The sequence below is a fragment of the Nocardia sp. NBC_00511 genome (assembly GCF_045161165.1).
Taxonomy (GTDB): domain Bacteria; phylum Actinomycetota; class Actinomycetes; order Mycobacteriales; family Mycobacteriaceae; genus Nocardia.
The window spans coordinates 2193868-2205991 of sequence record NZ_CP107849.1; the positions used below are offsets into that span (position 1 = coordinate 2193868).

General features: G+C 63.4%; 12 protein-coding genes. 3 read left to right on the forward strand and 9 right to left on the reverse strand.

Features of this window, described 5'->3' with window-relative positions; translation table 11 throughout:
* Positions 1-54 precede the first annotated feature (54 nt).
* Together OG300_RS10435 and OG300_RS10440 are read left to right on the forward strand one after the other, a co-directional pair.
* Entirely contained in the window at positions 55-1032 is a 978-nt protein-coding gene (locus OG300_RS10435; RefSeq protein WP_405494593.1) for a LysR family transcriptional regulator, read from the forward strand.
* Positions 1033-1125: 93 nt separating this feature from the next.
* Positions 1126-1476, forward strand: a complete 351-nt coding sequence (locus OG300_RS10440; RefSeq protein ID WP_405494595.1) for a nuclear transport factor 2 family protein — start codon at positions 1126-1128, stop codon at positions 1474-1476.
* Here OG300_RS10440 and OG300_RS10445 read toward each other — a convergent pair.
* Positions 1458-2189: a response regulator transcription factor gene (locus OG300_RS10445; RefSeq protein WP_405494597.1), complete on the reverse strand. Its 732-nt coding sequence runs from the start codon at positions 2187-2189 to the stop codon at positions 1458-1460. The two genes, OG300_RS10440 and OG300_RS10445, sit on opposite strands and share 19 nt — an antisense overlap.
* Positions 2190-2318: 129 nt before the next feature.
* On the reverse strand, positions 2319-3653 hold the full coding sequence (locus OG300_RS10450) for a PucR family transcriptional regulator (RefSeq protein ID WP_405494599.1): 1335 nt from the start codon (positions 3651-3653) through the stop codon (positions 2319-2321).
* Positions 3654-3826: 173 nt separating this feature from the next.
* Here OG300_RS10450 and OG300_RS10455 point away from each other — a divergent pair, with 173 nt between their 5' ends.
* Positions 3827-4618 (forward strand): class I SAM-dependent methyltransferase, encoded by a 792-nt coding sequence (locus OG300_RS10455; protein WP_405494601.1) that lies wholly within the window; start codon positions 3827-3829, stop codon positions 4616-4618.
* A gap of 33 nt (positions 4619-4651) precedes the next feature.
* On the opposite strand, the gene OG300_RS10460 is transcribed toward OG300_RS10455, so the two are convergent.
* The 7 genes from OG300_RS10460 to OG300_RS10490 form a co-directional block, all read right to left on the reverse strand.
* Positions 4652-5308, reverse strand: a complete 657-nt coding sequence (locus OG300_RS10460; RefSeq protein ID WP_405494603.1) for an FMN reductase — start codon at positions 5306-5308, stop codon at positions 4652-4654.
* A complete protein-coding gene (locus tag OG300_RS10465; protein WP_405494605.1) occupies positions 5305-6408 on the reverse strand; it encodes a CE1758 family FMN-dependent luciferase-like monooxygenase in 1104 nt (367 codons plus the stop codon). Before OG300_RS10465 ends, OG300_RS10460 begins: the two co-directional genes overlap by 4 nt.
* A gap of 106 nt (positions 6409-6514) precedes the next feature.
* Positions 6515-7567: a hypothetical protein gene (locus tag OG300_RS10470; RefSeq protein ID WP_405494607.1), complete on the reverse strand. Its 1053-nt coding sequence runs from the start codon at positions 7565-7567 to the stop codon at positions 6515-6517.
* Positions 7568-7640: 73 nt separating this feature from the next.
* Positions 7641-8981, reverse strand: a complete 1341-nt coding sequence (locus tag OG300_RS10475) for a lipase family protein (protein ID WP_405498521.1) — start codon at positions 8979-8981, stop codon at positions 7641-7643.
* 334 nt (positions 8982-9315) lie between these two features.
* On the reverse strand, positions 9316-9771 hold the full coding sequence (locus OG300_RS10480) for a VOC family protein (protein ID WP_405494609.1): 456 nt from the start codon (positions 9769-9771) through the stop codon (positions 9316-9318).
* Between the two features lie 159 nt (positions 9772-9930).
* Positions 9931-10482, reverse strand: coding sequence for a TetR/AcrR family transcriptional regulator (locus OG300_RS10485; RefSeq protein WP_405494611.1), 552 nt, complete (start codon positions 10480-10482; stop codon positions 9931-9933).
* Positions 10483-10564: 82 nt separating this feature from the next.
* Positions 10565-12103, reverse strand: a complete 1539-nt coding sequence (locus tag OG300_RS10490) for a hypothetical protein (protein ID WP_405494613.1) — start codon at positions 12101-12103, stop codon at positions 10565-10567.
* Positions 12104-12124 lie beyond the last annotated feature (21 nt).

Below are 12124 nucleotides of genomic sequence, written 5' to 3' on the forward strand. Positions count from 1 at the left end.
GGTTGTCTTTGCCATGATGTCCGGCGTGACGATCGGACCAGGTGTGGTGGCGGCATGAGCCGGGTGGGGATCGAACAGATCAGGACGTTTCTGGCGGTATATCAGCTCGGGTCGATCAGCCGCGCGGCTGATCGCCTCGGGCTGTCCCAACCGACCGTGAACGCCCAGCTGACCGCGCTCGAAAAAGGGGTGGGCCGAGCGCTTTTCGTGCGCGGCCCGCGAGGATTGAAGGCCCTGCCGGCCGCCTGCCACCTAGCCGAGGGCGCAGGGCCGCGACTGGAAGCACTCGAGCAGTTCATTCGGGGGAGCATCGCTTTCACCGGTGCGCCCGGAATGTTGCTGACCGTCGGGGGACCCGCCGACCTGACAACGACCCTCGTGCTGCCGACGCTGGCCGGGTGCAGAGAATCCGGTACGGCGATCCGCGCGGTATTCGGTACCGACGAGCAACTGATCGATCTCCTGACCGATGGCTGTGTGGATCTGGCGATCACCATGCGGCGCCCGTCGGTGCCCGGGCTGCGCGCGGTAGCACTGCTGGAGGAGGAATTTATCCTGGTCGGCAAGCTCGACTCGATGTCGGCCGAGGTAGCGGACGACGCGAACCTCTTGGCCAGGAACACACTTCCGGCCGTGGCATGCGAGGCGGATCTGTCGATGGTGCGCCGTTACTGGACCGCCGTTTTCGGGCGGGCGCTTGACGAGGATCTCATGATGGTGGTCCCGGACACCCGGAGTGCGGTCGAGGCGCTGCGCCGCGGTGGATCGGTGGGAATTCTGCCGCACTACATGGTGGCGGAGGCGGTCGGCCGTGGTGAGCTGGCGGTGTTGTGTTCGACGGTGAAGCTGCCGTCGAACCCCATATTCCTGGTCGATCGGGGTGAGCATATGCCCGCTCATATAGCGGGCACGCGTGACCAATTGCTCATGGCCGCGAAAGCGTGGGATCTCGAGAGCCTTGTCTCAGCTGTGTCAGGAGTTCGCGATGGTCGCGTCGATATTCTTCGGCGCGATCTACGCCACTTTCAATAGACCTCAACGTAGGTTGAGTTCGTAACGTTGTTCGCGTCCGGAGTTTCGCCCCGATCCGCTGACTAGCGGTCGGCCAGGAGCAAGGAGCGTCGCATGGGAGCCACACGCACACGGGAACTGTTCCAGCAACATCTCGAATACTGGAAAGTCGGCGATCTGGACGGTTTGATGAAGGATTTCCATCCCGACGCGTTCATGATCAGCGGCACCGGGGTGATCAAGGGTCTGGACAACATTCGGGACTTCTACGCCTACGTCTTCGAGAAGGTGTTGCCCGCCGACGTGCGCGCCGGGTTGGTTTTCGACAAGCAGCAGTACGAAGGCGACGCGGTCTTCAGCGAGTGGTCGGGGCCGGGAATCGTCTACGCCGCCGACACAATGGTGGTCCGGGACAACCTGAAGTGGTGTGAAACTTTCGCCGCGGTCTACGCGACCGGCGCCTGACAGCTGCCCGCCGGCCGGGTCGCCATCGTGTCGGGGTCCGGCACGGTCGGGTGAGGTGAGATCGGTTCCACGCGGTATCCGAACCCCCGGACCGTCCGAATCACCGAGGGCTGGCCCAGTTTGCGACGCAGGAACGTCATCGTGACATCGAGGGCATTGGATTTCACATCGGCCATTTCATCCCAGCACTGTTCGAAGAGGCTGGTGCGCGAAACGGTCCGGCCGCTGTCGATCATCAGTTGTTCGAGCACGCAGAATTCCTTGCGCGACAGGGGAACCAACCGGCCACTTCGCTGCACCTCGTGGCGGCAACGGTCCAACTCGATATCACCGCAGCGCAGGACCCGCGGACCCAGACACGCCGCACGCCGACACAGGTTCCGCACGCGCAGAACGAGTTCGGGCATGGCGAACGGCTTCTGTAAGTAGTCCTCGCCGTGTTCGAGGCAGACGACGCGATCGTCGAGGTCGCGCAGGCTGGAGAGCACCAGTATCGGAACCGAACCATCGGCTGCCTGGTTCCGCAGATACTCGATTGAATCCGCACCGGACAGGATGCGATCCAACACCACGCACTGATAGTGGTGTGTCATCAATGCCTCGTCCACCGCCAGTAGATCATCGGCGACATCTACCGCCAGCCCCGCCCCGCGCAGTGCGACCACGAGCGCATGGCGGGCACTGCCGTTGTTCTCCGCTACCAAGACACGCATGACCGTCCTAGTCCCACGCCGGTGTGCGGCCCGCACGGCCGCCGAATCTCCTGCCTCTGTTGGTATTTGCGAGCGTACGGTCGCCCGATCCGACGGGTCGATATGCGTGTGCACAATGCTCGGGCGGCCTCAATTGTGCGTGGCCGTCCAGCTGGTCAGTTGTCTGACAATATTCGCCGCGCGCAGGGCAAAGTGCAGTTCGGTTGCCTCGCCCGGGACCGAGAGGTTTTTACCGGTCAGTTCGGTGATCCGGTTGAGCCGGAACCGCACCGTGTTTCGATGCACGAACAGTCTTTCGGACAGGTCGGTGATATTGCCGCCCCAGCGGAACCAGGCCGACAGAGTGGTGAGCAGGGTCGTGCGGTCGTGCTCGTGCAGCGCCATTATCGGGCCCAGGACCTCCTCGACCAAGGAATGTGCGACCTCAGGCGAACTAGCGATCAGCACACCGAGCAACCCCTGTTCGTACCGGAGTACCTCACGTTCGCCGGAATCGGCCGCGGCGCACGCCAGCTCGGCCTTTCTCAGCGCGGTGTGCGCGTGCGCGAGGTCGCCGAATACGGGGCTGATGCCGACCGCGTCACGAGCGCGTTCGCGCAGCAATCCGCCGAGTCGTTCGATCGTGAAACTTTCCGTCAACGCGACGATTCCGACACCGCTGTGCAGTCGGGTCTGCCACGCCGACCGTATGCCCAGTGTGGACAGGGTCTCGGCGGTGCCCGGAATCGGTTCCACCGCAGTGGATTCCGCTGCGGCGCAGACCACCGTGTAGCTACCCGGTATCGGGATGCGAATGGTGTCCGCACACGCGCGCAGTCGCTCCGCTCCCTCTACCTCGCCGCGAAGCAGCGCTTCCAGTGCAGCGGCGCGGGCGCTCGCGTCCCGGCGGTGCTGCTCGGCGATCGACTCTTGGTATCCCGAGGTCAGTGCTTGGGAATAGTCATCCACCAACCGCCAGATATCCGAAGCCCTGGACAGCAAACTCTGCGCGGCGACCGAATCGCCCCCGGTCATGACCACCATGCGATCCCAAACCACCCTGGTGCCGATTCGATAGGCCCGCAACACAATCGGCAATGGCACCCCCTGCTCTGCGCGCAGCCGTCCGGTCGCCACCGCGAATGCGGTCCCGGTACTCGGTTTTCCGGCCAGGTGCGCGAGCACCCCGCGAAGGTTTTCTCGATTGTTGTTCCGCAGATCGGCTGCCGCCACGGCTCCGGCGGCTCCGTACGTGGGTTCCTCCCGCATGATCTCCCGCGCGACCTCGTCCACGAGTGTGTCGATGTTTTCGAGCAGTGCATGACAGGTCTGCACAACGAAGTCGCCGGGGTCCATATATCGATCATCGGCGGGTGATCCGGCATCGGCATCGAATCGGCGATCTTCGACTCTCGCGGTGGGCGTGCAGGGAATCAGCGTGTTGCCGCAAGCCATGCGGGCGGCACCAGAGGTGGAATCCGTCATTCGGGACAATCTGCGAGTGGCGGCTTTCCGCGCCGCGGGCACCCCGGAATGGGGTAACGGAAAATTCTGCGCACTGCGCGATAAGGTCGTTGTGGTCCGCAATGGTGATCCTCGCAGCACGTAACCATCCGAACCCGACCGCGCTCGACCTGCGGTCATCCCGAGGAGGTCGAGTGATACCGGAGGCAGTCGGTGCGGAGGAGTTGTTCGGCAGTGTGGGAACCGACGCGGCCGAACGATTGCGATTGCTCGCTGAAATCCTGAACCCGCACACGACCGGGATCCTGGGAAAACTGGGGGTTCGGCCTGAATGGAAATGCCTGGATCTCGGTTCGGGGAACGGTTCAGTCGCGAACTGGCTCGCTGGGACCGGCGCATCGGTGATCGCCACCGATCCGCACCCGGAGCACATCCAGGTGCCCGACACCGTCGAAGTCCGGGTGCACGATGCGAACAGCGATTGGCCTCCGGGCACATTCGATCTCATCCACGCGCGCTTGCTGCTCATGCAGCTGCCGGACAGTTCGAAGGTCTTGAAAATGCTTGCGGGCGCGTTGAAACCGGGTGGCGTGCTGGTCGTGTCGGACTTCGATCGGCCGCCCCGCGACTGGGTGATATCCGCGCCTGATCGTGAGCTGCATTCGGCCGTAGACAGATACAGCACCGCGTTGGTCGAGGTCTGCGCCCGGTCCGGTATAGATTTCGATTGGTCCCGGCGAACTCCGGCCGCTTTCCTGGCGGCTGGGCTCAGCGAGGTGCGGTCCGTGATGACCGGGACCGCGTGGGGAAATGGCGACCCGGGTATTCGGCTGCTCGCGCACTACACATGCTTCGAATCCGGGCTCGAGGCTTGCGGATTGCCGCCGAGTGCCCTGGCCGCCGTGCAGCGAGCCCTGAACGACTCCGGCCTTCGCCTGTGGTCACCCCACCTGTACACCACAACCGGAATTCGCCGACAGGTGTGACGGCGCAGTCCTGTGAGCGTCAGTCTGTCTGCTTCACCATTCGGGTTCCATCGCCGATGCCTGGGTGGCAACGACGTCGGGGAGTAGTTGGGAGAAGGGGATCGGGTCGGTGTAGGGGTCTCGGGTTTCCGATGCTCGGCGGTACACGATCAGGTCAGAGAATTCGACCGCGGCCCGAGTGATTCGGTCGCTCAGCTCACCTTGTTGTTGTTCCCGCGATGGTCCCCAGTCTTCCGAGGCCGCGAAGACCGAGGTCGGTGCGGCGGCGGCGCGCAGGTAGCAGAACATGGGGCGGATTACGTAATCGAGTGCGAGGGAATGGCGTTCGGTACCGGCGGTCGCGCCGATCAGAATGGGCTTGTGGTTCAGTGAATCCGGTGGGAGTACGTCGAAGAACATTTTGAAAAGCCCGCTGTAGGAGGCGTTGAAGACGGGCGTGACGACGATCAGCCCGTCGGCGGTGGTGACCTGGTCCAGCATCGGCCCGATCTGGCCGGAGGGAAATCCGGTCAGTAGTTTGTTGACCAAATCGTGTGCGTAGTCCCGCAATTCGAATATCTCGAAGGACGTGGTGCGCCCGGCACTTGTCAACTCGGTGTCAGCGGCGGTGACGAGGCGGTCGGCCAAGAGCCGGGTCGTGGACGGCTGCGACAGTCCGGCCGAGATGACGCTGATGCGAATGTTCGTCATGCTGCGGCTCCGGCCTTGCGCGCGGCCTCATCGCGCGCGGCGACCAGCGACGCGTGTGTCGGTGCGTCCGGGACATGTGCGGGCTTGAGCCGGTCGTACTCCTTGTGCAGTGTCGGCAAGACGTGTTCGCCCAGCAGGTCGAGCTGTTCGAGCACGATCTTCAGGGGAAGTCCGGCGTGATCCATCAGGAATAGCAGCCGCTGGTAATCGCCGAAGCTTTCGCGGAAGGTCATGGTCTTATCGATGATCTGTTCGGGGCTGCCGACGGCCAAGGGGGTGCCGGCCAGGAATTCTTCCAGCGTCGGCCCGTGCCCGTAGACCGGGGCATTGTCGAAGTAGGGCCGGAATTCCTCGATCGCGTCCTGCGACTTCATCCGCATGAAGATATGCCCGCCCAAACCGACGATCGCCTGTTCCGCGCTGCCATGTTCGTAATGCTCGTACCGCCGCCGATACAGGTCGACCAGCCGCTGAAAGTGCGAAGTCGGGAAGAAGATGTGATTGGCGAAGAAGCCGTCACCGTAGAAAGCGGCCTGTTCGACGGTTTCGGTACTGCTGATCGAGCCGTGCCACACGAAAGGTGGCACACCGTCCAGGGGGCGTGGCGTCGAGGTGAAACCCTGCAGGGGAGTGCGGAATTTCCCGTGCCAGTCCAGGACGTCTTCGCGCCACAATCGGTGCAGCAGATTGTAGTTCTCGAACTGCAACTCTTGCTGATCACGGATGTCTTTGCCGAACCACGGGTACACCGCTCCGGTGTTGCCGCGACCCAGCATCATGTCGACCCGCCCGCCGGCCAGATGTTGCAGCATCGCGTAGTCCTCGGCGATCTTCACCGGATCATTGGTGGTGATGAGCGTGGTCGAGGTGGAGAGCATGATCCGCTCGGTTCGTCCCGCGACATATCCCAGCATCGTCGTCGGGGAGGACGGGACGAATGGCCGATTATGGTGCTCGCCCATCGCGAATACGTCCAGCCCGATCTCCTCGGCCTTCTCCGCGATCCGCATCAACGCCGCAATGCGCTCGCCTTCGCTGGGGGCGTGGCCGGTGGTGGGATCCATGGTGACGTCACCGACGGTATAAAGACCGAACTGCATGCGGACCCTCCTGAGCTCTGAAGACAGGTAACGAACCGGATCAGAACAAGATCAACGCCTGCTGGACCTTACGCTGCCGAGAACAGTCCCGAAGCGGGGCCTTCGGTCATCGGTCGTAGCTGCCGCGCCTATTCGCCACACTGCGGTCCATGACAACGCGTCGGGCGCGGTTGACCTCGCCGAGTGGACGGTGTTCAGCCAGGGCATTCCAAGGTGCGAAGGAGATTCGTTCGGCCTGCGCTGCTAAATCGGGGTCGAGGGGCTGGGTCGGAAGGGTCAGGTGCGCAACGGTGATCCAGGGTGCGATGGCCTCGGGCCAGACCTTTTTCGCGTCCTCGATCGGTGTGTCGTCTTCGCTGACGAAGAACTGGAGTTGGAATGCGTAAGTGAGTGGAAGCCGGCGGTAAAAGTCTGCGCCCCAGTCGTTCTCGGCATTCGGATCGGGCACGTGATCGGCGGCGGGCACCACTCGCGCACGAGCCGCGTAGGGCCCCACCTGAAAGGGCGTCGTGGTATTGAACACCGTACCGGCGAATCCTGAGATGTGCAGGCGGCGAATCGCTTCCGTGGATGGCGGGGAAGGTTTGTCGAACGCGAGCGACCACGCCGCGTCGGTGAACTGCTGACTGGTCAGCCCGAAGGGATCGACCTGGATCATCAGGAAGTCCTGACTCAACGCCGGTGCGCCGTCGCGCGCATCGGGACCGTCTACACCGAAGACCTTGATCGCGAAACCCCGGATATCGGGCACCGGGTCGGGATTGATGTCGAAGATCCCATTCGACAGGCGCACCCACGCCTCGTGCGGGCCTGGCGTGGCGAACAGACCGAATCGCGCGTAATCAGGCAGATCTGCCAGGACATCGAACTCTGCGCGCAACGCGAGCAGCGGCTTGCGATGAAATCCGCGGCCGGGCTCTCCGTACCGTTGGGCTCGGTCGTTCTGGATCCGGGTGAACCGCTCGGCTTCCTTCGCGAACCGCTCCTGCTCGTCCGGAGCAATGATCTCTCGCCACTCAGTGCTGGGCGCGGGTTTACGGTCGTCCACGGAGATACCTCTCGTCGGCAGCACGTTGTCGAACCTGGGCGATGAATCCGATGCTATGTACCCGGCTTGCCCGTCTTCGTCAGAAGTTTGCGTGTTGACCTTGTTCTTCATTTTTCTGCGTACTGCGTGGCAGTGATCTTGTTACTGGATCGGTTTTCCACTGGGTACCGAAAGGTGGCGGCACCTATTTGACTCCGATCGGTTTGCCGAGGAACGAGGCCAGGGTCTCGCCGAAGGTCTGGCCGACCAGCTGCAGTCCGTCGGGATTCATTGCGAGCCAGCCCACGTCGCTGGTCGAGCAACCCTGTGATGCGGGAACGCCGTTGAGTCGGTCACGCAGCCACAGCAGAGCCGGGCCGGTACCGAAAAGCTCGGTGGTGATGTGTTCCGACAGGTGTTCACGGGTGTACTGCACGCTGGCCGCTGGATCCTGGCAATAGGTGTTGATCAGGGTGTTGACCTGGCCGACCGGGATCAGTTCATCGGGATTGCCCTGCCAGATGTACATCGGCATGGTTGGCACCGATTTACCCATCCGCGTCGAATCGAGCACCTCACGCACTACCGGGTGGTCGAGCGGGTCACCTTGAGTCCGGAGGAATCCCTTCACATTCATGAAAGGGGCCAAAGCGGTGTTCCACTGCACGCACAATCCGCCCTTGATCACGGAGAGCGCTTTGCCGAGCGGATCCATGGTTTGGTCGAGAAGTGCTGAGAACTCGGGGTATTCGCGACTGAGGCCGATGACGGCCGCCATCGCCATGCCGGACCAGATACCGTTGATGCTGTTGTCGAGCACGGGTCCGAGATCGGCTGGTACGCCACCTTCGGCGACGCCGACAATATTGAGTTCCGGTGCGTAGGACTGGTGGAGTTCGGCCGCATGACCGGTTGCGATCGCGCCGCCCGAGTAGCCGTACATCGCGATACGGGCATCGGTGGCAAGCTGCATCGGTTCGAATGCGCGGGTCGCGCGAATACCGTCGAGGGTGATCCTTCCGGCGAGCGGGCCCGCCGCGTACGCCTCATTCGGGCCCTGGTGATCGGGGATCACCACCGCCCACCCCTGCTGGACCGCACCCTGGGCGATCATGAATTCCAGTGGCGCGACGATCTGGCCGGCAAGCGTCGCGACCGACGACTGTTGAACGGCATAGGAGGGGGCGCAGTACGCCCCGAGCGAGTCCTCGGCGACCTGCATCGACACCAGCTTGTCCGGTGCCGATCCGCGCGGTTTGAGCACGGTGGCCACCGCTGCGATCGGCTCGTCACGGCTGTTGTTGGACCGGTACGAGACTTGCCACGCATCCACATTGAGCGGGATCAATCCGAAATTCGCGAGGTTTACCAAGCGGGCCGCGATGATTTCCCCTGGTGCCTTGGCTGCGACTGCATCGGTGGAGGGGTGGTAGAACGCCGGATCGAGTTCCGGTGGAAGAGGAATCGTCGCCGCCGGTTGTATCAGTACCGTTTCGGGTCCGCTGGTTTCCGGGGCGGCCACCGCCACGCCGCCTGCAACCATCATCGCCGCCGCGAAGCCCACGCCACTGATGATCAGCCGTCGACTTCGTCGTCCTCTGTAACGCATGTCTGTCCCCTCCGGCGATGTGACACCGCCTGGTCTCACACATTGCTTCGACTGTCAAATGGAAGTGATGCAGATTGCAACAAGCATCGAACTAGGACCGGAATCACATGTTTTCCGCGGGCTGCAGTAGTGGGGGAGGAGTGCGTTGCCGCGCAGGTCAATCGAGTGGCTAGCGCCCCTCTGGGCGTATTCCTGGGCCGTGCGTACCATATCTGAGTGATGAGCATCACGCGGGCTGATGCGGTTCGGAAGGATAGCGAACGTGGGTTCGCTACGACTCGTCGTTCTGCTGATCGGCGAAGATACCGCTCAATATGCCGGTCGCCTGTCCGACCTCGATGAGATATCCGTCGGGGTCGACGAGGTAGCACCGCAGCTCGGCCTTGCGGTCGAGGGGCTCGGTAAGGAACTGTGCCCCTTTGGCCTTCGCGTGAGCATAAAAGGACGCGATGTCAGCGACTCGCACGTTCAGAAACGACGAGACCGGATCGCCCGGCTGTGGTGGGGTCAGCGTTACCTCGGGCTTGTCCGGAGTTGGGCCGCCACCGGGATTCATGATGATCCAGCCGTTGGCGATCTTGACGATCGCAGGGTTCTCCGCCAATACCACTCGCCCGCCGAGGATCTCGGCATAGAAGTCGCGTGAGCGGGCGACGTCACGCACCGTCAGGAAGTGGGTTAGCAGCAGTCCGGCCGCAGGAAAGGGTAAATCTTCCTGATCGCTCAAGAGAACTCCCGTTCGTCCGCTTGCGCTGATAGCAGAGTTGTCAAGCGTGGATTGGCTACATCCTCCCAATGCCTGGCTGGAAAAGGTGCTCAGCCGCAACGACGAGTCGGGCGCGAACCTCGGAGTACCAGAGCAACGATCGATTATGTCAACGATTTGCTAGGACTCGACCGTGATGAGGGCGGTCGCGATAGGGGCGAGCAGTTCGACAAGGCTCTCGATCGGCGGTCGCGAGCTCGACAGCGCCCATTCGTGGCCTATTCCGTTGACCGCCCCGATCAATGCCGTCGCCGTTCGGGTGATGCCTCCGCGGGCGCGCGCATTCGGCCCGCCGACGGCGGTCACGACCGAATCCATTACGGTCGACCATGATTGGCGGCGTGCGCGCCGGTGTCGTTCCACCCGTTCGCTGATGCCGACGACCTCGACGAAGACGATTGCCGCCCCGACTGCGTCTGTCGCATCGTCTTGGATCGAGTCGTAGGCGGCGAGCAGGACGTCCTCCTTGGAGTGGAACGTCTCGTAGAATTGCCGTTTGGACAGCCCCGTCGCAGCGCAGAGGTCGGCGAGCGAACAGTTCGTGTAGCCACGCTCGCCGAAGGCTACGACCGCCTCGTCGATGAAGCGCTGTCGGCGTGCGGCCTTACGTGAGAACAGCGATACCCCGCGATAGGCGCGGCCCACCGTGGTTGCTGCGGGAGTGGTTGCCAAAGCGATGCCATTCCGTGAGCTCAGAGGATTTCGGTGCTGGTGGTATGTCACCGTCCGGATTCACATTCGCGAGCCGTGATATTCAGGCCGGGGCACGGAACGGATTGAGCAAGGAGAGTGCGCCGACGGCGGCGGCGACGGTGAGTCCGGACTTGGGTTCGAAGGGCTGGCGCCAAAGTCCGCCGTGATTGGCATCCGCGGATATCAGTGCCTCGGGATGGCGGTGTCCGGAGTGGGCGGGTTCGGCGAGGTCGGCGGCGAGTTTGGCGGCCATGAGGTATCGGGAGGTGTCGGCGGCGAAGACTTCGACGCCGAAATGCTCGACGCCGGAGTACGCGATGCGGAACATACGGTTGCTGGTGACCGATCGTGTCCAGGAGGCGGGGGCGACATTGAACGAGACTCGATGGCCCTGCGCCGTGGCGGCGATGGTGCGCCAGCGTTGAATGCGTTTTGCCAGGGCGTAATTGGGGCCCTGTGCGGGAAGCATGATGTCGGCGACGGCCCAGTCGATTCCCGCACTGTCGGTGAGGGTTTCGCGATATGCGCGCCGGAACCACTGCTGGGCGGACATCATACGGATCGCGTCCTGCACGTGAGCGGTGGCACGGGGGCGTGCGTTCCAGCGGCGATGTGCGTCGTTCATCACCGCGGCCGGCACCAGGTAGGCATCGGTGGGTGTGCCGAGGTAGGCCAGCGCGGTATCGGGTCGCACGGATAGCAGGTGTGCTGCGAGGGCGTCGGCGGCAGCCGAAAGCCGCACGTGCAGACCGCTGTCGGCGTACCCGTACATGCCCAGTCCGAGTGCGGCACCGGGCGTGGCGTTGCTGAGAATCCACGCCGCCGACTCACGTAGGTCTCGCAGGACATCCAAGCCGACATTGCCTTTCAGAACGGGAACAGTGACCCGTCCGGCTCCCGCGCGTGCGGTGGCCTCGATGCGATCGGACACCCGGGGGTTGGGGATGTCGATGGCCAGCAGGTCCGTACCCCACTCGCAAAACGGTTCCAGGGGACCCATTTCCGCACCGGCACCCAGGAGGGCGAACTGCCGGCCCGGCAACCTCAGGAGCTCTGGTTCGTCGATCACCCGGTTGATCGCCGTGACGAATCCCGGTTCGACTGTTCCGGTGTCGCTCCAGTGGGCCAATTGGTCCCGTAGTTCGGTTCCGGACAGGGTCTTGCCGCGGTACGGAACCCTCAGCTCCGTCACCGGAGACCGTTCCCCGTTGACCGTGCGCGCCTCGATGGCACCGCCGCCGCCCCACACCATGGCTTCGAGCGGTACTTCGGTGTCACCTTGTCGATAGTTCAGATGAGCGTGGACAGCGTCGAGCCCGTGGCGGGCGATGTTCACCGCCGCGTCGGCTTCGACTCCCCGAGCGGTGATCGCGGCGAAGTGCTCGATATAGCGGCCGCGCCAGTTCTCGGTGGCGGTGATTTCCTGCGCCAGTCGCGGATCCGTGGCCGAAGCGGCAGCGGCCAGGATGGCGCGCCCACTGGTCAGCGAGCTGCGACCGTCGTGCCTTTCCTGGAAGACGACACCGTTCTCCGCAGGGGAACTCGTGAGCGCTTGCCCCTTATCGGCTACGGCGGTATTTCGAGCGGGATCGAGATTCATGTTTCCCCCAGTGTGCAGAAT